The organism is Desulforamulus profundi, assembly GCF_002607855.1.
Genome location: NZ_AWQQ01000087.1, coordinates 21,207 through 44,319, shown reverse-complemented (window position 1 = coordinate 44,319; position 23,113 = coordinate 21,207). Strand labels below are relative to the sequence as shown.

Genomic DNA, 23,113 nt, shown 5'->3' with positions numbered 1-23,113 from the left:
CGACATGGGGATATGCCAACAGGAACTGGAACCAATAGGACTGCCTCATTGATCTCTAATTAATGATACATATTATAGCAGATTCCTGGAAAAATATTCAAAACAGAGGTGATTAAAGTGCCTATGAACATAGTAACCACCATTAACGGGCTATGCAAAAGATGTTATTCATGTATTAGAAATTGTCCTGCAAAGGCAATAAAGGTTGAGAACGAACAGGCCATGGTGGTGCACGAACTGTGTATCAGTTGCGGGCACTGTGTGGTAGTCTGTTCGCAAAACGCCAAAAAGATTGCAAATGGAAGGGAAAACACTATTGATGCGCTAAAATCAGATAAAGCAATTGCGTGCCTGGCGCCATCTTTTATAGCTCAGTATAACAGGTTTGCCCCGGGCCAGGTTGTGAGCGCCATAAAAAAGCTGGGTTTTGACGAAGTTTGGGAGGTAGCATATGGAGCCCTCTTAGTTGCCAGGGAGTACGAAAAAAATGTTTTGACTACCAAAGAGAAAAAACATTATATTGCTACTCCCTGTCCGGCTGTAGTAAACATGGTGGAAAAATACTATCCGGAGTTAATTCAGTTTCTGGTTCCCATAATTTCTCCTATGATTGCCCTCGGGCGATATCTTAAATTGCGTTACGGCAAAGAATGCAGGGTTGTATTTATCGGCCCCTGTATTGCCAAGAAGGCAGAAGCACAGGATCCCATGGTACAGGGAGCTATAGATGGGGTATTAACATTTCCGGAGTTGGACATGATGTTACAGGAGGCAAATATCGAACCCGGTAAGTTGGCTCCTGAAGATTGGGACAGTCCTCCTTCCCGTTTGGGAAGATTATTCCCGGTGACAGGAGGGCTTCTGAGGACTGCCGGTTTTAAAATTGACCCTCTAAATTGGGAGGTAATGACCGTTGAGGGAAGGAAGAATTGTATTGATGTTTTGGAGGGCCTTGCCAGCGGTAAAATTCAAGCTAAGTTTGTTGATATTTTGTTTTGCGAAGGCTGTATCAACGGTCCCATGTTAAAGTCTGAAGAGAACAGGTTTGAAAGGCAGCAATTGGTAACTAAATATACCAGGGAAAATTTACAAGCTGCGGAGGAATGTCCGGTTGAAATTCCTGCCGAACTTGATCTTACCCGGGGATTCAGAAATCGCAGCAAAAGATTACCTGAACCAACTGAAGCACAAATCAGGGCTGTTCTTGCAGAACTGGGCAAATTTATCCCTGAAGATGAATTAAATTGCGGCGCTTGCGGGTATGACAGCTGCCGTAAAAAAGCAATAGCCATCTTTCGGGGTTTGGCAGAGAGCAAAATGTGCCTGCCATTTTTGGTATCAAGCCTGGAATTCAGTAATATACATCTCAAAAAACAATTAAAAAATTGCCTTGGAATGGAAAATATGATAGGAAATTCTTCTGCCATGCAGCAGGTCTATCAAATAATAGACAAAGTGGCACCTACAGACAGTACTGTATTGATAAGGGGTGAGAGTGGAACCGGAAAGGATTTGGTTGCACAGGCTTTACACCACAAAAGCCTTCGCAATGAAAAAACTTTTGTAAGCATAAATTGTGCAGCGATACCCGAAAATCTTTTGGAAAGTGAACTCTTTGGACATGCAAGGGGAGCCTTTACAGGAGCGGTGAGCGCTAAAAAAGGACTATTTGAAGAAGCAAACGGAGGCACCTTTTTTTGGATGAAATAGGGGACCTTAGTCCGAATTTACAGGCGAAATTACTGCGCATACTCCAACAGGGCGAATTCATAAGAATAGGGGAAACTGTACCCCGTAAGTGTGATGTCAGGATAATTGCTGCAACTAACCAGAACCTTGAGGAACTTATTGAAAAGAAGAAATTCAGGGAAGACTTGTATTATAGATTAAATGTAGTGACCATCAATTTGCCTACTTTGAGGGATAGAAAAGAGGACATACCTGTCCTTACTAAATATTTTCTGGATAAGTTTTACAAGAAACATTCTAAAAAAATAATTTCAATTGATAAGGAGGCTATGACGAGCCTGACTGCAGCTGACTGGCCCGGGAACGTGCGAGAACTTGAAAATGCCATTGAGAGGGCTGTAATCCTTTGTGAAGGGACAGAGATTAAAAATGAAGACCTGCCTCCTTATATAAGAAAAGAGTACCGTAATGGGGAAAGTATTCAAGATGAAACCAATTTAAACAATTTAAATTACAAGCAGGCAGTGGAAGAATATAAGAAAAAATTAGTAAGAAAAGCTATAAAGCAGGCGGGTGGAGTACAGGCGAGGGCTGCCGAGATGTTGGGAATAGGGCGAAGCACGTTAAATGAAATAATTAAAAAGCTTAATATAGATGTATAAAGCTTGAAGCACAAAAAAACGAATGTGTTCAAAAAACGAACATCGAAGATTGCTGCTACGGATAAGATTGCCGTAGCTTTTTTGTTTTTATGTGTTCAAAAATACGAACGCATAAACTGAAGTTTGGTGCTAAAGTAAATGCGAAAACCATTGTATATTCAGGAACACAGTTATTGCTATGAAATTTGGCATGAGATTTGCATGTTATATTGGTTGCTGTTAGTTTTTGGCGATAAATGTCGATTATCCTCGAAAAAAGGGGGGACGATTTCTAACCCGTGTGATTTGGGGGTATAAGAGTTAAATTAACCCCAAATCCGTCCGCATAAAAAAGGTAATAGGAGGAAAAAGTCAAAAAATGGCTAAATCAGCGAGTGAAACAATTAAAACTTTAAATGATATTTCTTTGCATAAGGTCCATCCCCTATTAAGGATGTACTTATACTAGGATTTATGGCCGGAATATTTATTTCTCTTGGTGACCTTTTCATGATGACGACTGCAGTAGGTACGAAAGAGTTTTTGGGACCTGGAGTTGCAGCTCTTATAGGTGGAATTTCTTTCTCTGTCGGATTGCTGTTAGTGGTTTATTATGGGGCTCAGTTATTTACTTCTAATGTATTAGCGGCTGTTCCGTGGGGCGCAAAAAGGTTAACTTTTAAGGATATGATGTTTAACTGGATATTGGTCTATATAGCAAACTTTGCAGGATCACTTTTTTTCGCCTGGTTTACTATTAAAACTGGGTTAACATTTAAAAATGAAGCCTGGATAGCAAATCACTTTATTGCTGCGGGTACCGCAAAGACAAATTTAGATTTCCTTGCTGCTCTGCTAAGTGGTATTGGAACAAACATTTTGGTATGTATGGCTGTTTATATGGCGGTAGCAGCCGAAGATGGTGCAGGAAAGGTACTTAGTATCATGATGCCAGTTGCCGCATTTGTTGCTATTGGTTTTGAACATAGTATAGCTAACATGTATATTATTCCATCAGGCATAATGCACTTACAGTATTATCTTGACGGAGGTATGGGACTGGCGGAAGTGGCACATCTTACACATGTGAGTGTAGAGGCTTTAAAGAATCTAAATTGGTATGGATTTTTAGTAACAAATGAGATTCCGGTAACTATAGGTAACATTATCGGGGGAGCATTGTTTGTGGGTTGGCTGAACTGGATTTGTCATGGCCGGGATACTCATAGCGACAAAACTATCCAAAATAGACATGATAAAACTGCTCGTATGGGTTCTAAGGCACAAGACGCAAAGCATCATCAAGAAAGGCAACTAGATGAGTTAGTTTCTTAGCCTTACCATCTCAAGCTTTGTATGGTTTTCTATGAAGTTGGGGTGCTGCCTAAAGGTTGCTTTAGAGTTGTAACTCCGGTTAAGTAAGTCGAACAGTTTTAAAGGTTTTGTATTTTGATATTCAAAAATTTTCACTAAGATGGGCCATTATAAGTGAAGGTGAAATCGAACGCAAACGTTGCAGATGCAACCTGATCCTAGTTGTTACAACCTTAATAAGTTTAAGGAGGTTTAGTTATGAAACATGAGAAACCTGAAAAAGTTTTGACAATATGTCCTTTCTGCGGTGGTGGTTGCGGCATCTACCTGAATATCGAGGATGGAAAAATCACCGGTACCGAGCCGGACAAGCTTCACCCTGTCAATGAAGGGGAATTGTGTGTCAAGGGCTACTACGGATATGAATATGTCCAGGATTCCCGCCGTTTGACCTCGCCCTTAGTTAAAAAAGAGGGAAGTTTTGTTTCCGTTTCCTGGGATGAGGCGCTGGACTACGTTGCCGAGCGGTTAAAGACGATCAAGCAGGAGTCCGGGCCGGACGCCTTTGCATTGTTTACTTCAGCCAGGTCTATTAGTGAAGACAACTATATAGCTCAAAAGTTTGCCAGAGCGGTAATGGGGACCAATAATGTGGACCACTGCGCTCGCCTCTGACACGCGCCCACTGTCGCCGGTCTGGCGATGACATTGGGCAGCGGGGCAATGACGAATTCAATTCCTGAACTTAGTGCCCATTCAGACGTTATCTTTATAATTGGCTCTAATACTGCCGAGTGCCATCCTTTGATAGCCCGGCATGTTTTGAAGGCCAAGGAACGCGGCGCCAGGCTGATTGTGGCAGATCCGCGGATGACAGAGATGGCCAACAAAGCAGATATCTGGCTGAGGGTACCTGCCGGATATAACATTCCGCTCATTAACGGGATGATTAACGTAATTATCAAGGAAGGACTTGCCAAGACCGACTTTATCCGGGAGCATACTGAGGGATTTGATGAACTGGCTAAAGCGGTGGAAGAGTATACTCCGGACTATGTTGAGGAGCTTACGGGGATTCCCCAAAAAGATTTGGTCGAGGCGGCCCGCATTTACGGCCGGGCGCAGGCAGCGGCTATTTTGTACTGCATGGGAATTACCCAGTTCAGCCACGGTACAGGCAATGTGGTAAGCCTGTCCAACCTGGCTGTGATTACCGGTAACCTGGGCCGCGCCGGGGCCGGGTTATGTCCGCTGAGAGGTCAAAATAACGTTCAGGGGGCTTGTGACATGGGTGGCCTGCCTACTGTCCTGCCTGGCTACCTGGATGTAACAAAAGAAGATAACCGTGCTCGGTTTGAGAAAGTATGGGGGGTCAAGTTGCCGTCAACCCCCGGACTCAAGCTGACAGAGGTTCCCGACGCTATTTTGAAGCATCGTGTTCGTGCCCTGTATGTCTTCGGAGAAAACCCTGTTATGAGTGATCCGGATTCGGAGCACCTGCGCCACGCTCTGGAGCACTTAGATCTGCTGGTGGTCCAGGATATCTTCCTTACTGAGACTGCAMGCTTGGCTGACGTGGTATTGCCTGCCGCTTGCTGGGGAGAAAAAGATGGTACTTTTAACAACACCGAACGCCGGGTACAGCTGGTGCGCAAGGCTGTTGACCCGCCGGGTGAGGCACGTCCCGACTGGCAGATTTTCGGGATGCTGGCCCAGAAAATGGGTTATACCGGGATGAATTACCGCCATCCCCAGGAAATCTGGGATGAATTGCGGAAGCTGGTTCCGGAAAAATTTGGCGGTATCAGCTACGCGCGTCTGGAAAAGGAACGGGGGATTGTGTGGCCCTGTCCGTCTGAGGACCACCCGGGGACGCCAATCCTGTACCGGGGAGGTAAGTTCCTGACACCGTCCGGCAAGGCTAACCTTCATCCGGTGCTGTTTGATCCCGGTAAGCATGATTCCAAACAGCCCAATAATGTGAAAGGCGCGGCAAAGGTAATTGTGGGCAGTATTGCCGAACTACCCGACCAAGAATATCCCTTTACCCTTACCACCGGTAGGCGGGTATATCATTACCATACCAGTACTATGACCCGTAAATCATGGGCTATTAACCAGGTTGCGCCGGGGGAAATGATAGAGATAAATCCCTGCGATGCTAAGAAGCTGGGCGTAAACGACGGTGAGTATATTAAAGTATCCACGACGGGGTTCTGTGGTGGCCCGGGCCTGGGTAACCGAGCGGGTTCCGGAAAACACCGTCTTTATGACATTCCACTACTGGGAGGCTTGCAGTAATGAGCTGACCAATACAGCCACCGACAATATTGCCGGTACGCCAGAATTAAAAGTTGCGGCTGCCAAAGTGGAAAAAATATCACCAACAGAAGCCCGGGCCATCCGCCAGGAGAAAAAAGAAAAGTACCTGGTCGGCTTGGAAAAGGAGATTACCGGACCGGCGATGGGGAAGGGAGGAAAAGCAGATGCCTAATCGTTTTGTAATTGCTGATCCTGACCGGTGCCTGGGCTGCTATACTTGTATGGCCGGCTGTGCCTTATCCATAAAAATTACGGGCTGCAGCCTTTCCCACGACTTTTTGTTACCCATACTTCTGAAGGAACGATGCCCATTCAGTGCCGGCACTGCGAGGATGCTCCCTGTGCAAAAGTTTGTCCCGTTAAAGCCATCGAGATCAAGGACCAGATGGTGCAAATAAACGAAGGTCTCTGTATTGGCTGTAAGATGTGTGCTCTGGCCTGCCCCTTCGGTTGTATTGAGATTCAGGGCACCCGAGCTCCCTCGGTTGAAGAAGTCGGTCTGGTTAACTCTCACCTGATTCCTCTGCTAGCCGGGGAAATCGGACAGAAAACCATTGCCACTAAATGCGATCTTTGTTCTTTCACAGAGGGTGGCCCCACTTGTGTCCAAGTCTGCCCGACCAAAGCGCTGAAAGAGGTTAAAGGTGAGGAGATAGAGCGGCTCAGTAAGCTTAAGAGGGGCGCTAACACCATTAGAGCGGTTTCCATCCTTAGAAGTGGGAGGTAAATCCTATGGTTGCTGAACAGCTTTTTATAATGTCCATACTCCTTTATGCGGCTGGGGCCGGTGCCTCGCTGCTATTAGGTAAAATGGACAGGCATGCCAACTACGTTGCTGCTATAACTGCTTTCCTTGCGGCTGTTACCGGGATGGCGTGGGCCATCCCGGTATTGGCCGGCGGGGCGGGCTTTACGCTGAATTTCACCGGATTTATTCCCTTTACACAATTTGTTATCCGAGTAGATCAGCTGTCTGCCTTTATGGCACTGGTCATTTCACTGCTGACTGCTGCTACAGCCCTTTATTCGTTGTCTTACCTGGAAGAGTACAGCGGGAAGGGTAAGGGCCTGCTGGGATTTTTTATGAATATTTTTATCGGTTCTATGATCCTGGTAGTTACTGTAGGAGATGCCTTTTATTTTCTGATCTTCTGGGAGCTCATGACTCTTGCTTCGTTTTTCCTGGTAAGTTTTGAGCAGGAGAAAAAGGAATCTACCGGTGCCGGTTTGGTTTACCTGATCATGGCCCACGTAGGTACGGCTTTGATTATGCTATCATTTCTCCTTTTCGTCAGCAAGACCGGTAGTTTTGACTTTGCAACCTTCAGTGAGGCGCCTCTTTCCGAGGGTTTAAAAACGACGGCCTTCATTCTGGCATTTTTAGGTTTCGGGGCTAAAGCAGGTATTATTCCTTTGCATATCTGGTTACCCCAGGCTCACCCGGCTGCTCCCTCAAACATTTCCGCTTTGATGTCCGGTGTCATGATCAAAACGGCAATTTACGGCATCATCCGTGTAGGAGTGGACTTTTTGGGCGCTACCAACTACTGGTGGGGTGTGATAGTTCTTCTGGCTGGCGCCGTCTCGGCTGTTTTGGGTGTAATGTACGCGCTGGCACAGCATGACTTAAAACGGTTGCTGGCTTTTCACAGCGTGGAAAACATCGGCATCATTTTAATGGGGGTAGGGGTTGGCATGTTGGGCGCTGCTTTAGAGCAACCGATGCTGGCCGTGCTCGGATTAATGGCCGGTCTTTACCACCTGATTAATCACGCTACTTTTAAAGGGCTGCTCTTCCTGGGGGCAGGTTCGGTCCTCTACCGTACACATAGCAAAAATATGGAGGAACTGGGCGGATTGGTAAAAAGGATGCCCTTTACAGCATTTGCTTTTCTTATTGGTGCGGCAGCTATTTCAGCTTTGCCTCCGCTTAACGGCTTTGTCAGTGAATGGTATACCTATCATTCACTGTTCCTGGCTGCTAAGTCAGGCAGCTGGTGGGTGACCCTGGTTGCTTCTGTTGTTATCGTAATGCTCGCTATTACAGGCGCTCTGGCTGCCATGTGCTTTGTTAAGGCTTATGGCGTGACCTTCGCCGGTGCGGCCCGCAGTCACCATGCCGAGACTGCCAGAGAGGTTCCGCCAACCATGGTGGCAGGCATGTTTGTTCTGGTGGTCGCCATCGTTATTTTAGGGGTGGGCGCACCCTGGCTGGTTCCTGCTTTTACTTCCGTGGCAGCGTCTTTGCTGAACCAACCGGCGGTACCGGCCGCTGCAGGGATGATTATGTATCCTGGCTTTTTAATTCAAGGTACCCTCTCTACTCCGTTGATGGCCATCCTGCTGGTAGGTCTAGTTACTTTACCTTTGCTGCTGGTGGCCCTCGGAGGCGGGTTTGGCATAGGTAGGCGGGTGGATGAAGCGCCGTGGGCGTGCGGTTATGCCTACAACCCCCGTATGGGTTATACCGCTTCATCTTTTGCCCAACCCCTTAGAGTAATTTTCCGGGCTCTTTACCGGCCTCAAACTCATGTTAAGGGGCCGCGTTTTACTTCTAAGTCTTACTTTGAAGGGCCTGTACATTACGAGTCTCATGCCTCATCGCTATGGGAGGACTACCTTTACAAGCCACTGGTGGCTGCCGTCATGAGAACGGGAACTTATATCCAGAAGCTTCAGGCTGGCAGTATTCACCTGTATTTGCTCTACATCATCATTATTCTGGTGAGCTTCTTGCTCATTGCCACGAGATAAGAGGGGTGTCAGATATGGATTACGGCAAATTAATCCTTGTAGGGCTGCTGCAGGCAGCCTTGATTATGCTGGCCGCCCCGCTGTTGGACGGCATATCCCGACGGCTCCGGGCTAGAATTCACAGCCGTCGAGGGGGCAGTATTTTCCAAACTTATTACGACCTTTTTAAATTTTTGAAACGGGAGGAAACCGTTCCGCCCCAAGCCAGTTGGGTGTTTACTGCTACTCCGTATATCCTGGTCGCAACTCTTCTGCTGCTGGCTATGATAATTCCATCCATTACGCTAATGTCGCCGCTAGGATTAGTTGGCGACTTATTTGCGGTAATATATCTGATGGCTTTAGTGCGATTTTTCTTCTCGCTATCGGGGCTGGATTCCGGAAGTACCTTTGCTGCAGCAGGAAGCAGCCGGGAAATGATGCTGGCTGTGCTTATTGAGCCTGCATGGTAGTGGTTTTGCTTACACTGGCTTTGTTAGCCGGGTCAACCAATCTGGGGTCAATTAGTGTTCAGGTGGCCTCCGGACAAATATCCTTTTTGCATCCCGCATTTATCATCGGCTTACTCGCGTTTCTTATTGCTACTGCTGTCGAGACGGGAAAACTTCCCTTTGACTTGGCCGAAGCAGAACAGGAACTGCAGGAAGGGCCTCTGACTGAGTATTCAGGGCGCGGCATGGCTCTTATGAAACTTGCCCTGTTAATGAAACAAGTGATTGTGGTTGCACTGTTTTTAGCCCTTTTCCTGCCGTTTGGCGGCGCGGTTGATATTACCTCAGGCTCATTGATACTGGGGAGCATCATCTTCCTGGGTAAGCTGCTGGTGTTTTATACTTTGGCTGCGCTGATAGAAAATGCTGTAGCCAGGTACCGAATTACTGATGTGACGGTTATTACATCGTTATCATTTGGCATCGCCTTGATTTCCTTTGTATTTTATCTGGCGTTAAGTTGAGTAAAGATGGAGGTGTTTTAAGATGACTGCTGCAGCAACTGTAAACAGCCTGGCGGTGTTGCTTATTCTGACCTCCCTTTTGGTGGTAGAAAGCCGCCGGCTGAAGGTTTCGGCTTATTTTTACAGTCTACAATCACTGGTGTTAATTAGCATCTTCCTGTCAATTGCAGTGATAAATGAGGCCGAGCAACTTTACCTCTGGTGTATTACTACACTAATAACCAAGGCCTTTCTGGTGCCGTTTATCTTGCTCCGGGTAATCAAGACTACCGGTGTAGTTGAAGAAGAACCTCCGCTTGTTGGAACCACCTGGTCGGTGATTTTGGCAGCATTAATGGTCGGACTTGCCTTTATTTTGGTACAGCCGTTTCATATGCTGGCAATACTCAAGTACAAAACGGCTATGGCAGTTTCCCTGGCCCATTTTCTACTGGGACTTCACTGCATGATTACGAGAAGAAATGCCTTGAAACAGCTGCTGGGATTTTGTTTAATGGAGAACGGTTCACACCTGACGCTTGCCATTATGGCCTATAATGTGCCCGAACTTGCGGAAATAGGTATTCTTACCGATGCCGTATTTGCTGTGCTGATTATGTCCCTGATAGCCGTAAAACTTTATAAAGCTTTCGGTACTATGGATGCTGGTCAGCTAAAAATGCTGAAAGGGTAGGTGATTTCATGTCCCGGGAAGCATTGCTCCTAATTATTCTAGCTATACCTCTGGTGGCGTCGTTGGCTTCTTTTACCTTTCGGTTACGACGTCCCCTGGAGTTTATTCAAGTTGCCGCTACTGCCGGGATTCTGCTTGTTGCTTCTCTTTTGATCAAAGAGGTACTTGTGGGCGGGCCGGTTAGCGCCCTGGGAGGAAACCTTTACCTGGATGAACTTTCGTCCATCCTGATTATGATTATCGGCGGTTTGGGATTTATACTTGGTGCATACTCTATCGCCTATTTAGGTTATGATATCAGGGAGGGCGAGATCAGGCCCGGTGACTTAGGGCTTTACTACGGTTTATATCATTTGTTTATCTTTACCATGTTACTTACGGTGCTGTCCAATAACATCTTTATAATGTGGGCGGCAGTAGAAGCTACTACCCTTGCTTCTGCTTTTTTGGTAGGCTTCTACCGGCATCGTTCGTCCGCTGAAGGCGCCTGGAAGTATGTCTTGATCTGCAGTGCCGGAATTGCTTTCGCGCTGTTCGGTACGGTACTCATCTTTTCCAATGCGTATCAGCTTACCGGGCAGGTGCACGAAGCCGTCTTATGGACCGAGGTACTCAAGGTTGCCGGGGAACTGGATCCGGTCGCTCTAAAGATGGCCTTCGTGTTTATTTTAATCGGATTTGGTACTAAAGCCGGTCTGGTACCTATGCATACTTGGCTTCCCGATGCTCACAGCGAAGCGCCGAGCCCTGCCAGTGCACTCCTTTCGGGGGTTCTGCTCAATTGCGGTCTCTTGCTGGTGATCCGGTATTATACTTTGACCGGGCAGGCTATTGGATTTGATTTCCCGCGTACTTTATTGCTGTTCCTGGGTCTGGCTTCTGTTGTGATTGCGGCCTTCTTTATCCTGGTGCAGAAGGACCTCAAGCGGATGCTGGCCTACAGTAGTATTGAAAATATGGGTATTATTGCATTTGGTCTGGGAATAGGCGGCCCGGCGGGCATAATGGCTGCCCTTATCCATACGGTCAATCACAGCGCTACCAAGGCTCTTATGTTTGGTGCGGCAGGAAACATAGTCCATAAGTTCGGTACCCGGAATACGGATAAGATTAAAGGAGTGCTGAAGATTGCCCCGGTTACTGGTGTCCTCCTAATTGCCGGTGCTCTATCGCTGGGAGGTTCTCCACCCTTTGCTATTTTCGTTAGTGAATTCCTGACAGTGGCGGCGGCTCTCAAGGAAGGATATTTGGTAGTGGCCATCATCTTTCTGGCTGCACTGGCTGTTGTTTTTGGTGCTATGCTAAACTTCATTGTTAAGTCAGTTTTTGGGGCTCCTTTGGAAGGAAAAGAAAAAGGGGATCTTAATTTACTGATGTTGGCGCCTCTGGTAGCACTATTGGTAATTGTATTAACCTTGGGTATCGGTATTCCTGAATTCCTGAACCAGCTACTGGAGCGATCTGTTGAAATTATCTTGGGAGGTTGATGAATATGTCGTTTAGCAGCCAGAATAAACGAGGGCAGAAATACCTGGACGCTTTACGAGCGAAATTTAGTACCGGAGTACTTCAGGAAGTGACCCACCAAACGCCCGAACAGCTGACAATTACTGTTGACCGTAACAATCTTCCGGAGGTAGTAGCCGAGCTCTATTACGGCCACAATGGCTGGCTTTCCAACATGGTTGGGAATGATGAGCGCAGTATTAACGGGTGTTTTGCCCTGTACTATATTCTTTCCATGGAGGGTAATAAAAATCCCCAGGATAATCTGTGGATTACCGTCAAGACATTAATTCCTGAAAACGATCCCCAGTTTCCATCGGTCACCCCACGGGTTCCGGCTGCCGTATGGTACGAACGGGAAGTCCGTGATATGTTCGGCCTGGAGCCAGAGGGAATCCCTGATGCCCGGAGGTTGGTGCTGCCTGATGATTGGCCGGATAACCTGTATCCTCTTCGTAAGGATGCCATGGATTATCGCTACCGTCCTGAGCCTGTGGAAGAAAAGTACGATTTCATCGAGGTAGAAGGGGAGGGAATTGTGGAGGTTCCCCTGGGGCCGCTTCATATTACCTCTGATGAGCCCGGGCACTTCCGCCTTTTTGTGGACGGCGAGTATATTGTGGATGCTGATTACCGCCTTTTCTACATTCACCGTGGTATGGAAAAGACAGCGGAGAACCGTATGGATTACGATCAGGTTAACTTTTTGGCCGAGCGGGTTTGCGGTATCTGCGGATTTAATCATAGTACAGCGTACGCTGAGGCGGTAGAAAATGCAAATGGCATTCAAGTTCCGCTGCGGGCACAGTACATCCGGACTATCCTGCTGGAATCGGAGAGGTTGCACAGCAACCTTTTAAATCTCGGGTTGGCTGCTCACCTGGTGGGCTTTGATTCCGGTTTTATGCACTTCTTCCGAGTGAGGGAAAAAGCAATGAAGATGGCCGAGATCCTTACAGGCGGCCGGAAAACCTATGGTATGAACTTGGTCGGCGGGGTACGCAGGGATATTTTAAAAGAAGAGAGAGATCAAATTCTACGATTGATTACAGAACTGCGTAAAGAGTTGGATGAACTGTTGGATATCCTGATAAATACTCCTAACTTTTTAATGCGGACCCGTGGTGTGGGCAAGCTGGAACGGGACGTAGCCCGTGACTTCAGTCCGGTGGGTCCCAACATGCGGGGTTCCGGATATGCCAGGGATAACCGGGCGGATCATCCTTTTGCTGCCTATGACCGGGTACCCTGGGAGGTAATTAGTAAAGACGGCTGTGATGTACTTTCCCGGGAATTGGTTCGGGCAGGGGAACTCTATCAAGCTTTCAATATCATCGAGAGGTGTCTCCAGGATATGCCTCCCGGGCCTATCCTGGTTGAAGGGTTCTCCTATAAACCCTTCACTTATGCCCTCGGCGCTACCGAAGCTCCCCGGGGTGAAAATGTTCACTGGGTAATGACCGGGGATAACCAGAAACTGTACCGCTGGAGATGCAGGGCTGCTACTTATAACAACTGGCCGTCCCTCAGGTATATGTTTAGAGGCAATGCCATCTCTGACGCACCACTCATTGTGGCCAGTCTTGACCCGTGCTATTCCTGTACCGAACGGGTTACCGTGGTAGATGTACGGAAAAAGAATGTAAAAACCGTTTCTTACAATGAACTGGAAAACTACTGCCGGGAGCGGAAGTATTCGCCGCTTAAACTTTAGTTTAATTGCTGAAAGGGGGTCAGAGGATGTTTAAACTGCTTAAGAAAGCGCTGCAGGTGGGGGAGGCTACTGTTGAATACCCTTTCAAGCCGCTGGAAGTTGCTCCTGGCTTTCGCGGTAAACCCGTTTACAACTTTCAGCAATGTATAGCCTGCGGTGCGTGTGCGATTGCCTGTCCCGCCAACGCTATTACTATGGATTATAATTTAGAAAAAGGCATTAAATCCTGGAAGATTTTTTACGGTCGTTGTATTTTCTGCGGCCGTTGTGAGGAAGTTTGCCCGCCTGGCGCCATTACCCTGTCTCCGGATTTTGAACTGGCGGCTACGGCCAAGGAAGATCTTTGTTGCCAGGCGGACTTTCAACTGATTCGATGCCGTTCATGCGGTGAATTCTTCGCCCCGCCAAAGGAACTGGAATATATACTGGCAGCTCTGGAACAGGCTGGGCAACCGGGTTCAGCTTCCCATATCACCAGGCAGATTATGGAAGTATGCCCTCAGTGCAAGCGCCGGCAGGGAATTAAGACAGCTGTTAAATCCCTGCCGGGGCGGTTGGCCAACAGCAGGGGAGGGGATAAAATGATAACCGTTAAAGGAGATTTTAATGACAATCGGGATACAAAGCTGGCAGAACTTAAGGAAAAGCTTAAGAAGGTTATCAAGCGGTCGGTGAATGTATACCGGGTCGATTGTGGAGGATGTAACGGTTGCGAAATCGAGATCTTTGCTTCTATCTCGCCGGTCTATGACCCGGAAAGGTTGGGTATTAAAGTGGTTGCTTCACCGCGGCATGCCGACGTGCTACTTTTTACCGGACCTATGACCAGGCCTATGCGCCTGCCGGCGTTGCGGGCCTACCAGGCGACTCCCGATCCCAAAATTGTAATCGCTTACGGAACCTGTGGTTGTAGTGGTGGTATTTTTCACGATGCTTACTCCGTCTGGGGTGGAACTGACAGTATTTTTCCGGTTGATGTTTATATTCCCGGCTGTCCCCCAACACCCGCTGCGACGCTCTACGGGCTGGGAGTTGCCCTCGACCTTCTCCAGCAAACGATTAAAGGTGAGCACCATGTGGAAGACGAGGTTAGCCGGGTTCAACCCGGGCACCCGGATATCCATCCTGACTTGCGTAAAGACATTGAGCGGGAAGCTCGCCGTTTGAGCGGGTACTTGCACGGCAAGCAGATAGCGGATAAGTACCTGCAGTTCCTTGAAGAAGGTGATCTACAGGCGGTTGACCGGAAGGTTAAGGGTTTTTTAAAGAAAGAAAAAGATCCGCGACTGGTAGAGGTTTATTTGAAGTTACACCGGATTTTTACGGCTAGAATGGAGAGGGTGACTGGTAATGTCGGGTAAAGTTGAATTTTACCGGCTGAGTAAAAAGTTTGTTGACGAAAAGGAAGCCCCTCCCCAAGTTAAGCAGTTAGAATATTATGCCTTGGCCATCGGTCATCATGTGGGAGTGGTAGACTGCTTTTCTCCCGTTATGAATATGGCGCGGGAGGAGTATTTAAAATGGATAGCGAAGCTTCCTCAAACAGAGGCCAGGCGTAAGATGGAAGGCGTAGTTAAATGGGGAGAGGTGGAAATAACTAAAGAACATGTACGGCCGTTAATTAAAGCCTTGACCGATGCTACTCCAACATTTCTTCCGGAAGAGAAGAAATGGGCTGAATGCTTGCTGCAGCTGCTGCGGTCCATACAAAGGGAGCCGGCTATCTATCTGGTGGTGCGGTCATTATGACGCGACTTATTATCACGGTGGGTAACGACATGATGGGGGATGATGGGGCCGGGCCATTATTAGCCCGGACTCTGGAGCAATCGCCGCTTCAGGGCTGGCAGATCATCAATGGTGGGTCGGTCCCCGAGAATTACCTGCATGTGGTTAACGAACTCAAGCCAGATGTGGTAGTGGTTGTGGATGCTGCTGAAATGGGGCTTGAGCCGGGTACCATTCGGCTCCTTTCCGAAAAGGATATTGCCGGGCAGTTTATTTTGACTACGCACAATTTACCGCTCTCATTTTTCATTGGTGCTCTTAAAGAAATTGTTCCGACAGTTTATTTTATAGGTATCCAGCCCCGGGTGGTTGCATTTGGTTTTCCTTTATCAACTGAAGTTAAGCGGGCAGTTGAAATTATATATCAAAAATTACAAGCCGGAAGTTTGGACTTTCCGGCTCTTGAAGACAACCGGGAGATAAGATAATACACATGCTGACCCTAGAAGAACCTCATGGAAACGTACGGACCCCAATAATGTGCCATCATTAGTTGCTCAAATGAAAGCCATTCAGAAGGTTAGCGGACTTGACGTTAATTGGTTTTGCTAGAGGAAATAAAATGAATGTTTATTCTGAACTATATTAAGAGTGAGTTGGAAATAAAATACCCCGGGAAGAAGATCTAGTTTTTCCGGCGCCTGGCTTCCGTCCACGACATCAACCTGATTACAGCTATGGAATTTGGTAAAAATATGGGTATCCAACTGCCGGACAAAATCGTCATCTATGCCATCGAAGCCATGGATACCCTTACTTTCAGCGAAACCTTAAGTCCCCCGGTGGCCGGGGCTGTACCAAGGGCCGTTCAGGCCATAAGAAACGATATACGTTCCCGGTGAGGTGGGTAATATGCATGAATTAGCTCTGGCCCAGCAAATGCTTAATGTTTTATTAAAAACAGCGCAGGAAAATGAGATAAAAAAAATCGCCCTCGTCAAAATCCTGGCCGGTGAAATGATGGCGGTGGTACCGGATGCCCTGGAGTTTGCTTTCCGGGTAATCAGCCAGGATACCAAGGCTGACGGTGCCACCCTCCTGATTGAAGAAGTGAAAGCCCTGGTCAGGTGCCCCCGCTGTTCAAAGGAATATGCCTGGTCCCAGCATGGCTATAACTGCCCTCCTGCGGATTTACCGGAGGGGAGCTAGTCCAGGGAAGACATCTCCTGATTGATTATTTTGAAGGTGAAGAGGTGGATTGACATGCAGGTAAAAGTAGTAACAAATGTCCTGAGAGCCAATGAAGATATGGCGAGCAAGAACCGGACCCTCTTTAATAATAAGGGTCTGCGGGTCATCAACCTGATTAGCTCGCCCGGAGCCGGTAAGACTACCTTATTGGAAACAACCATCCGCAACTTGAAGGATAAGGTCGCCCTCGGTGTCATAGAGGGAGACCTGATGACAGCCCGGGATGCGGAACGCATCGCCCGCCTGGAAGTTCCCGTGGTGCAGATCAATACCAGGGGCGGCTGTCATCTCGATGCCAACATGGTTAATAAGGCCTGGAACGAGTTTCCCCCTGAGACTCCTCTGGAATTGCTGGTTATCGAAAACGTAGGAAACCTGGTCTGTCCCGCCGCTTTTGACCTGGGTGAGGATGAAAAAGTGGTAATCATCTCCGTAACGGAAGGGAGCGATAAACCCGCCAAATATCCTACAACTTTTGAAAGGGCATCCCTTTGTTTATTAAACAAAATAGATCTTTTGGCCCATACCAATTTTAATTTGCAAGAATTCTACCAGGATCTGCAAAAGATAAAACCACATCTCCCTGTAATAGAGGTCAGTGCCCTGACCGGTCAGGGGATGGAATCCTGGTATGACTGGTTGGTGAAAAGAAATGGAACAGCTAGCTAAACACATTAAAATTGCCGGGCCGAATTCAATGCCCCCAAAGACCGCCGCTTCCGTTATCCTTAAAAGAGGATGGCCGCTGGGTATAAAAAAACAACGGTTTCGTCGTTCTCTTCAATGATGGTATAGGCAAGCTCGTAGTTTGTTTTGTTGTAGAAAATATCACAAGAGTAAACGCCGGACAGGTCGCCCGTTTTAGGTAGCCAATATACGGGTTTTCGAGTATTTCATCAACAGCTTTTTGAAATGCTGCCTTGAGTGGCTTTTCTTTGAGCTTTTTAGAAAGCGAGCAGCAGGAGGTAAAATGATTAGCTTATACATCATTTGTCCTCCGTACCAAAAACATCCTCGTATGTGGAAAATAGTGCTTTACCATCTGCGGCAAGACGAGCTTCATCAAGCAAGCGCTCCACAGCAGGACGGATTTGACGGCGTGTTTCCTTGAACTTGGCGAGAAGCTCCTGCCCGGAAAGTCCCTGAGAGATTAAATCGGCGAGAATTTGTTCATCAAACTCCCCACCGCCCTCGCGCACAGGACGGATAACAATAGCATTGTTTTGGACATGCGATGGAACTGTCTCCTGTTTACTGCGACTTGGCGGTGAAACGCTGGGAGGCGTTTACGGGACAAAAAGCGGTCAAATTGAATTGAAAGCTTCTGATGGGACAGGAGTGATCTTGACTTTTTGGGAATAGTCGTAGTAAAATAAGCAAATGATAAGCGTAATATTTTACTACTACAGGAGGTGTTTGTGATGAATATAAAACCGTCTGCGGCAATACGCAAAAACTACAACGAAATATCCGCGCTCTGCAAGACCACCAAAGAGCCTGTTTTTCTAACGAAAAACGGCGAGGGCGATTTAGTGGTCATGGATATCGCCACGTTTTCCCGGCGTGAAAGCATGCTGAGGCTGCGGGAACAGCTTGTTGCGGTCGAGGAGGACAGATTGACGGGTAAAAAGGGCTTTTCAATCGGTGAAGTGGACGAGATGATGAAAAAAGCAATTAAGGAGGCTGCCGATGAGCAGCGCGGATAAACGGTATCATGTCATTATCTCGGAAAGAGCGGGAGAAATGCTCGTGCAGCACGCCCGCTTTTTAGCCCAGGTCAGTACCCAGGCGGCTGACAAGCTCAGGATAGATGTAGTCGAGGCTGCAAAATCCCTGCAGGAGTTTCCGGAGCGTGGTTCCTGGCTTGCCGATCCGGTATTGCCCGCAAGCAAATACAGAAAACTGCTTGTGGATAAGCGGTATTTGCTCATCTATCAAATCAAGGATGATACAGTATACATCGACTACATGGTGGATTGCCGTCAGGATTATGTCTGGCTGATATAATCAACTCAACCACAGCGATTCTCAAACGTCTGTTATGCGGGCGTTTTTTTATTGGAGGAAAGAGCATGGACATTCAAAAAATATCCACAGATAAATTAAAGGCGGCAAAATATAATCCTCGTAAAGACCTCAAGCCAGGTGATGCAGAATACGAAAAGTTGCGTAGGAGTATTGAGGAATTCGGCTATGTAGAGCCGGTGATTTGGAATATTTAGAAACCAGGAACTGATTCAGTAATCGTTTGATATCAAGCAAAGGTTCAAAAGCAATTCTGTTACGCGGGCTTATCGAAAAAGTCAGCGTGTGTTCCTTGGTTGAGGCGGTGTTCGTGTTCAAGACCGGGGTTGAGGTTAAGGATTTGATGGAAAAGTAAATAAGTGAACACGGAACATCGTTTACTGTATCGTTTACAGAAGATTTGATTGACATTCTTAAAAATATAGGATACACTTATTTGTCGATAATGCTATAAGGTGCCCTCTGATAGCAGAAGGGATAATAGGGAATCGGGTTAAAATCCCGAGCAGCACCCACTACTGTAACTCGGACGAAATCTTTGATTGCCACTGCCGTTTAAAGGTGGGAAGGTTAGGAGAGTAGGATGATGAGAAGCCAGGAGACCTGCCTTAAAGCTAGGAAACTCAATCTTTGGGAATGGAGATAGAGACGATTTATTCAGTAATTGTGTCTATTTCCTCCAAAAAATTAAAGGAGGAAACAAAAATGCAACGTCTGTCAATTGTAAGTTATCCTAGAATTGGAGCGCAAAGAGAATTAAAACGATGGGTCGAGGACTATTTTAACAGGAAGACGACCAAGGACGACCTGTTGTCACGATCTGCGGAGCTAAAAAAGCTGCAATGGGCTTTTCAAGCCGAAAAAGGTATTGATTTTATTCCCTCTAATGATTTTTCCCTTTATGATGGCTTTTTAGATACAGCCTTTTTGTTGAATGTCATTCCTGACAGCTATCGCACATTAAACCTCAATGAGCTGGACACTTATTTTGCCATGGCCAGAGGCTATCAGGATGAAAGACGGGATGTAAAAGCCCTTGCAATGAGAAAATGGTTCAATACAAACTATCATTACATGGTTCCTGTGATTGATGATAATACCGAGTTTAAGCTGAATAGTAGCAAGCCATTTGACGAATATTCAGAGGCGCTTGAATTAGGTATCAGGACAAAACCCGTGATAATTGGTCCCTTTACTTTCCTGAAACTGTCAAAGGTCACAGCTTCAAATAAAACCTATTTTGATTGTGGCGCTGATATTTTGAAGGTTTATAAGCAAATCCTTGGGAAGTTTAATGCTATGCAGGTTGAATGGATTCAAATTGACGAGCCTGCACTTGTAACGGATCTGGATAAACAGGATATTGAATTTTTCATCTCTCTATATCAGGAACTGTTAAGCAGTAAAGAAGCTCTTAAGGTGTTATTGCAGACTTATTTTGGCGATATCAGGGATGTATATGAAAAAGTTATATCCTTAAGAATTGATGCCTTGGGTTTGGATTTTATTGAAGGGGAAAAGAATCTTGAACTAATTAAGAAATATGGATTTCCGAAGGACGTCATTCTGTTTGCGGGCGTCGTGAATGGCAAAAACATCTGGAGAAACAGTTATGAAAAAACAATCGGTATTTTGAACAGCCTTGCCGCTTCTATCGATAAGGAAAGGATTGTTTTAAATACATCGTGCTCCCTTTTGCATGTCCCTTATACCGTGAAAAACGAGATAAATATGGACGAAAAATTCAAGAAGCATTTCGCTTTTGCGGAAGAAAAGCTTGATGAGCTCGTGGAATTGGGAGAACTGTTTAACGATGCTTCCTACGAGCAAAACAAAAAATATATCCAAAATGTTTCACTCATAAAGGAAAAAGCTGAAGATACTGCGTATATCGATTTGCAAATCCGCCAGCGTATTGCAAATCTTAAGGAAAGTGATTTTTCAAGGAGCAATCGCTTTGAGGAAAGAACCGGGCTTCAAAAAGAAAGATTAAAGCTTCCTGTACTGCCTACGACAACAATAGGCTCATTTCCCCAAACGGCGGAAATTAAAGAAATCCGAAAGCAGTATAAGAATAAGAGCTTAAGCTTTGAACAATACAACGATAAGATAAAGGAAAAAATTGCACAGATCATACGGCTTCAAGAAGAAATCGGACTGGATGTTCTTGTTCATGGCGAGTTTGAAAGAAACGATATGGTAGAGTATTTTGGGGAAAACCTATCAGGTTTTTTATTCACTGAAAAAGCATGGGTTCAGTCTTACGGAACACGATGCGTCAAGCCTCCGATTATATGGGGGGATATAAAAAGAACAAAACCAATCACGGTCGAATATATTGCGTATGCGCAAAGTCTAACAAGTAAACCGGTCAAAGGTATGTTAACCGGTCCGGTCACCATTTTGAACTGGTCTTTTCCGCGAGAGGATATTTCATTAAGAGAAATGGCCTTTCAGATTGCGCTGGCTATCAAAGAAGAAGTGACCGATCTCGAAAACCGTGGCATAAGAATTATTCAGATCGATGAAGCGGCGTTAAGGGAAAAGCTGCCTCTAAGAAGGCAGGATTGGAACAGCCATTATCTGGACTGGGCAATAAAAGCCTTCAGATTGGTGCATTCGGGCGTAAAGCATTATACGCAGATTCATACGCATATGTGCTATAGCGAATTTGAAGATATAATAAAGGAAATTGACGATATGGATGCGGATGTCATTTCTTTTGAAGCCGCAAGGTCGGATCTTTCAATTATTGATGTACTGAAGAGGAATAATTTTAGGACTGAGGTTGGCCCCGGTGTTTATGATATCCATTCCCCAAGGGTGCCAAGCAAAGAAGAAATCCGGCAAGCAATTATTAAAATGGTGGGTAAATTAGATAAAAATAAGCTGTGGATAAATCCGGATTGCGGGCTAAAAACAAGAGGAATGGAAGAAACAGTGCAAAGTCTTAAGAATATGGTTGCCGCAGTCGAAGAGCTGAGAAATAATCCGGTATAAATTACAAAAGGGATTCATGAATGGGGTTACATATTCTTGAATCCCTTTATTAATTTACTGATAGAATTGTCGCCGATTCTGTGCAATGTACCTTGCTTCTAAGGGGAGGTTAAGTTATGAAAAAAACAGCGCTTATAACGGGCAGTTCAAGAGGAATAGGGCGAGCTACGGCAGAACTATTGGCACAAAATGATTATAATATAATTATTAACTATTTCCATTCAGAAAAAGAAGCCATCTCATTATTAACTGAACTAAAGGAAAGAGCTATAGCGCCAAAGCATATAGAGCTGATGTTTCCGATAGAGGGCAAGTTGAAAAGCTTATCGAACAAAGCACTAACGATTTTGGAAGGATTGATGTCCTGGTTAACAATGCAGGTATTGCACAGCAAAAGCTGTTTACCGAAATCACGGAGGATGACTGGGACAGCATGATAAATATAAATGTGAAAGGGATCTTTAACTGCTGTCAATGCGTTCTGCCATATATGATAGAAAATAAAAAAGGGAAAATAATCAATGTTTCATCAATTTGGGGTATCACAGGGGCATCCTGTGAGGTTCATTATTCAGCAGCAAAGGCTGCCGTAATTGGGTTTACAAAGGCGCTGGCAAAGGAACTGGGGCCTTCAAATATACAAGTAAACTGCGTTGCTCCGGGTATTATCGATACAGACATGAATGTCTTTCTTAGCGATGAAGAAATCAAACAGCTTCAAAAAAATACACCTTTACAAAGGTTTGGTACAGTACAAGAAGTAGCAAAGTGTATATTTTTTTGGCATCTGAAGATTCAAATTTTATTACCGGACAAGTATTAAGCCCGAATGGAGGATTTGTCATATAGTCAATAAATAAGACCGCGTCCTCGGATGCAGCCGCAAGATTGCCTACGCCGAAAACGAACTGGCCAGGTATGGCTACGAGAGTGGTGTACCCGGCGAGGCGAGGAAACTTTACCAGAGCAGCAAGAGTGAGCGCCGGAAACAACTGCTTAGTAAACTTTATTAAGAAACATGAAATATGTATTACATGAACAGGAGAAATAAAAAGTTTGTCGAATCTGGCGCATCAATACAAAGACTGTGCGTGAAAATGGGCGCTGGTGATAGACTATTCATTGAAAAAGCGAATGAGAAAATCCTCCGGCGCAATGGCTTCTACCGGAGAATTAACAAAGTCCTTTGTGTTGCGCGTGATGATGTATTCAGCCTTGGTGCGTTTGGCGCAATGCACCAGCAGAGCATCTTCATAGTCGGCTATCAGCAGGTCAAAGGCTTTAATATAGTCATTCCTGGTAACATCGACAACATCCAGAACATCCATCAAACCGAGCATCGCCTCTTTGACAGCTTCTTTGCTTGAAATATGTTTCCTGAGCAGATAATAAATGTCCGTTACGGTATTGGCAGTGATAGAAGCTGAGATTTTCTGACTTCCGGCAAGCATCAATATTGCCGTAGAGTGTTCGACAAAAGGCTCGCGCTTGCCGAGAACGTCCAATACAACATTTGTATCAATCAACACCTTCATACTTTT

Annotated in this window: 19 protein-coding genes, 6 pseudogenes and 1 riboswitch; of the genes and pseudogenes, 22 read left to right on the top strand and 3 right to left on the bottom strand. The window is 46.1% G+C overall.

The window, feature by feature from the left end; genetic code table 11:
• Positions 1 to 123: 123 nt before the first annotated feature.
• From P378_RS12965 to P378_RS24225, 17 genes and pseudogenes are all read left to right on the top strand, one after another.
• Positions 124 to 1,887, top strand: a pseudogene (locus tag P378_RS12965) (sigma 54-interacting transcriptional regulator); the annotation flags it as partial.
• A gap of 8 nt (positions 1,888 to 1,895) precedes the next feature.
• Positions 1,896 to 2,351 carry an AAA-type ATPase lid domain-containing protein gene (locus P378_RS24235; RefSeq protein ID WP_476588329.1) on the top strand — a complete coding sequence of 152 codons (456 nt, stop codon included), beginning with the start codon at positions 1,896 to 1,898 and terminating at the stop codon, positions 2,349 to 2,351.
• A 426-nt stretch (positions 2,352 to 2,777) separates the two neighbouring features.
• A complete protein-coding gene (locus P378_RS12960; protein ID WP_274378722.1) occupies positions 2,778 to 3,665 on the top strand; it encodes a formate/nitrite transporter family protein in 888 nt (295 codons plus the stop codon).
• Between the two features lie 237 nt (positions 3,666 to 3,902).
• Positions 3,903 to 6,138 (top strand): annotated as a pseudogene (gene fdhF / locus P378_RS12955) (formate dehydrogenase subunit alpha).
• A 132-nt stretch (positions 6,139 to 6,270) separates the two neighbouring features.
• Complete coding sequence (locus tag P378_RS12950; RefSeq protein WP_238473205.1) at positions 6,271 to 6,693, top strand: 4Fe-4S dicluster domain-containing protein; 423 nt, start codon at positions 6,271 to 6,273, stop codon at positions 6,691 to 6,693.
• A 5-nt stretch (positions 6,694 to 6,698) separates the two neighbouring features.
• A complete protein-coding gene (gene hyfB / locus P378_RS12945; RefSeq protein WP_099083543.1) occupies positions 6,699 to 8,720 on the top strand; it encodes a hydrogenase 4 subunit B in 2,022 nt (673 codons plus the stop codon).
• 14 nt (positions 8,721 to 8,734) lie between these two features.
• A pseudogene (locus P378_RS24230) lies at positions 8,735 to 9,675 on the top strand (respiratory chain complex I subunit 1 family protein).
• Positions 9,676 to 9,697: 22 nt separating this feature from the next.
• On the top strand, positions 9,698 to 10,348 hold the full coding sequence (gene hyfE / locus P378_RS12935) for a hydrogenase 4 membrane subunit (RefSeq protein WP_099083542.1): 651 nt from the start codon (positions 9,698 to 9,700) through the stop codon (positions 10,346 to 10,348).
• 8 nt (positions 10,349 to 10,356) lie between these two features.
• Positions 10,357 to 11,835, top strand: coding sequence for a hydrogenase 4 subunit F (locus P378_RS12930; protein ID WP_099083541.1), 1,479 nt, complete (start codon positions 10,357 to 10,359; stop codon positions 11,833 to 11,835).
• A gap of 5 nt (positions 11,836 to 11,840) precedes the next feature.
• On the top strand, positions 11,841 to 13,568 hold the full coding sequence (locus P378_RS12925) for a hydrogenase large subunit (RefSeq protein ID WP_099083540.1): 1,728 nt from the start codon (positions 11,841 to 11,843) through the stop codon (positions 13,566 to 13,568).
• Between the two features lie 26 nt (positions 13,569 to 13,594).
• Positions 13,595 to 14,929, top strand: a complete 1,335-nt coding sequence (locus P378_RS23070) for an NADH-quinone oxidoreductase subunit B family protein (protein WP_099083539.1) — start codon at positions 13,595 to 13,597, stop codon at positions 14,927 to 14,929.
• Positions 14,919 to 15,317 carry a formate hydrogenlyase maturation HycH family protein gene (locus tag P378_RS12915; protein ID WP_099083538.1) on the top strand — a complete coding sequence of 133 codons (399 nt, stop codon included), beginning with the start codon at positions 14,919 to 14,921 and terminating at the stop codon, positions 15,315 to 15,317. Before P378_RS23070 ends, P378_RS12915 begins: the two co-directional genes overlap by 11 nt.
• The gene (gene hycI / locus P378_RS12910; RefSeq protein WP_338013917.1) at positions 15,248 to 15,784 is read left to right on the top strand and encodes a hydrogenase maturation peptidase HycI; all 537 of its coding nucleotides are present in this window, start codon (positions 15,248 to 15,250) and stop codon (positions 15,782 to 15,784) included. Before P378_RS12915 ends, hycI begins: the two co-directional genes overlap by 70 nt.
• A 249-nt stretch (positions 15,785 to 16,033) precedes the next feature.
• The gene (locus tag P378_RS19725; protein WP_180261099.1) at positions 16,034 to 16,198 is read left to right on the top strand and encodes a hypothetical protein; all 165 of its coding nucleotides are present in this window, start codon (positions 16,034 to 16,036) and stop codon (positions 16,196 to 16,198) included.
• A gap of 10 nt (positions 16,199 to 16,208) precedes the next feature.
• A complete protein-coding gene (locus P378_RS12905; protein WP_099083536.1) occupies positions 16,209 to 16,505 on the top strand; it encodes a hydrogenase maturation nickel metallochaperone HypA/HybF in 297 nt (98 codons plus the stop codon).
• A 54-nt stretch (positions 16,506 to 16,559) separates the two neighbouring features.
• Positions 16,560 to 17,216: a hydrogenase nickel incorporation protein HypB gene (gene hypB / locus P378_RS12900; protein WP_099083535.1), complete on the top strand. Its 657-nt coding sequence runs from the start codon at positions 16,560 to 16,562 to the stop codon at positions 17,214 to 17,216.
• Between the two features lie 9 nt (positions 17,217 to 17,225).
• A pseudogene (locus tag P378_RS24225) lies at positions 17,226 to 17,279 on the top strand (hypothetical protein); the annotation flags it as partial.
• On the opposite strand, the gene P378_RS24540 reads toward P378_RS24225, so the two are convergent.
• The gene (locus tag P378_RS24540; protein ID WP_476588328.1) at positions 17,276 to 17,374 is read right to left on the bottom strand and encodes a hypothetical protein; all 99 of its coding nucleotides are present in this window, start codon (positions 17,372 to 17,374) and stop codon (positions 17,276 to 17,278) included. The pseudogene P378_RS24225 and the gene P378_RS24540 sit on opposite strands and share 4 nt — an antisense overlap.
• Positions 17,375 to 17,533: 159 nt before the next feature.
• A complete protein-coding gene (locus P378_RS12890) occupies positions 17,534 to 17,746 on the bottom strand; it encodes a hypothetical protein (RefSeq protein ID WP_238473204.1) in 213 nt (70 codons plus the stop codon).
• Positions 17,747 to 17,968: 222 nt separating this feature from the next.
• On the opposite strand from P378_RS12890, the gene P378_RS12885 reads away from it, so the two are divergent.
• The 5 genes and pseudogenes from P378_RS12885 (at position 17,969) to ymfI (ending at position 22,421) form a co-directional block, all read left to right on the top strand.
• The gene (locus P378_RS12885; RefSeq protein ID WP_180261098.1) at positions 17,969 to 18,253 is read left to right on the top strand and encodes a type II toxin-antitoxin system Phd/YefM family antitoxin; all 285 of its coding nucleotides are present in this window, start codon (positions 17,969 to 17,971) and stop codon (positions 18,251 to 18,253) included.
• A complete protein-coding gene (locus P378_RS12880; RefSeq protein ID WP_099083533.1) occupies positions 18,237 to 18,554 on the top strand; it encodes a type II toxin-antitoxin system RelE/ParE family toxin in 318 nt (105 codons plus the stop codon). The genes P378_RS12885 and P378_RS12880 overlap by 17 nt, the downstream gene beginning before the upstream one ends.
• A gap of 65 nt (positions 18,555 to 18,619) precedes the next feature.
• Positions 18,620 to 18,763: pseudogene (locus tag P378_RS12875) on the top strand (ParB N-terminal domain-containing protein); the annotation flags it as partial.
• A 245-nt stretch (positions 18,764 to 19,008) separates the two neighbouring features.
• Positions 19,009 to 19,197, top strand: a riboswitch (cobalamin riboswitch).
• A gap of 80 nt (positions 19,198 to 19,277) precedes the next feature.
• The gene (gene metE, locus P378_RS12870) at positions 19,278 to 21,572 is read left to right on the top strand and encodes a 5-methyltetrahydropteroyltriglutamate--homocysteine S-methyltransferase (protein WP_099083532.1); all 2,295 of its coding nucleotides are present in this window, start codon (positions 19,278 to 19,280) and stop codon (positions 21,570 to 21,572) included.
• A 116-nt stretch (positions 21,573 to 21,688) separates the two neighbouring features.
• Positions 21,689 to 22,421, top strand: a pseudogene (ymfI, locus tag P378_RS12865) (elongation factor P 5-aminopentanone reductase).
• 266 nt (positions 22,422 to 22,687) lie between these two features.
• Here ymfI and P378_RS12860 read toward each other — a convergent pair.
• Entirely contained in the window at positions 22,688 to 23,107 is a 420-nt protein-coding gene (locus tag P378_RS12860) for a PIN domain-containing protein (protein ID WP_099083531.1), read from the bottom strand.
• Positions 23,108 to 23,113: the final 6 nt, after the last annotated feature.

Excerpts from the sequence above, each read along its gene's own strand:
- P378_RS19725 (WP_180261099.1), top strand. The coding sequence starts at position 16,034 with ATGGAATTTGGTAAAAATATGGGTATCCAACTGCCGGACAAAATCGTC.
- P378_RS12925 (WP_099083540.1), top strand. The coding sequence starts at position 11,841 with ATGTCGTTTAGCAGCCAGAATAAACGAGGGCAGAAATACCTGGACGCT.
- P378_RS12885 (WP_180261098.1), top strand. The coding sequence starts at position 17,969 with ATGAATATAAAACCGTCTGCGGCAATACGCAAAAACTACAACGAAATA.
- P378_RS23070 (WP_099083539.1), top strand. The coding sequence starts at position 13,595 with ATGTTTAAACTGCTTAAGAAAGCGCTGCAGGTGGGGGAGGCTACTGTT.
- P378_RS12905 (WP_099083536.1), top strand. The coding sequence starts at position 16,209 with ATGCATGAATTAGCTCTGGCCCAGCAAATGCTTAATGTTTTATTAAAA.
- P378_RS12950 (WP_238473205.1), top strand. The coding sequence starts at position 6,271 with ATGCCCATTCAGTGCCGGCACTGCGAGGATGCTCCCTGTGCAAAAGTT.
- hycI (WP_338013917.1), top strand. The coding sequence starts at position 15,248 with ATGCTTGCTGCAGCTGCTGCGGTCCATACAAAGGGAGCCGGCTATCTA.
- P378_RS12860 (WP_099083531.1), bottom strand. The coding sequence starts at position 23,107 with ATGAAGGTGTTGATTGATACAAATGTTGTATTGGACGTTCTCGGCAAG.
- hyfB (WP_099083543.1), top strand. The coding sequence starts at position 6,699 with ATGGTTGCTGAACAGCTTTTTATAATGTCCATACTCCTTTATGCGGCT.
- hyfE (WP_099083542.1), top strand. The coding sequence starts at position 9,698 with ATGACTGCTGCAGCAACTGTAAACAGCCTGGCGGTGTTGCTTATTCTG.
- P378_RS12915 (WP_099083538.1), top strand. The coding sequence starts at position 14,919 with ATGTCGGGTAAAGTTGAATTTTACCGGCTGAGTAAAAAGTTTGTTGAC.
- P378_RS12880 (WP_099083533.1), top strand. The coding sequence starts at position 18,237 with ATGAGCAGCGCGGATAAACGGTATCATGTCATTATCTCGGAAAGAGCG.
- metE (WP_099083532.1), top strand. The coding sequence starts at position 19,278 with ATGCAACGTCTGTCAATTGTAAGTTATCCTAGAATTGGAGCGCAAAGA.
- hypB (WP_099083535.1), top strand. The coding sequence starts at position 16,560 with ATGCAGGTAAAAGTAGTAACAAATGTCCTGAGAGCCAATGAAGATATG.
- P378_RS12930 (WP_099083541.1), top strand. The coding sequence starts at position 10,357 with ATGTCCCGGGAAGCATTGCTCCTAATTATTCTAGCTATACCTCTGGTG.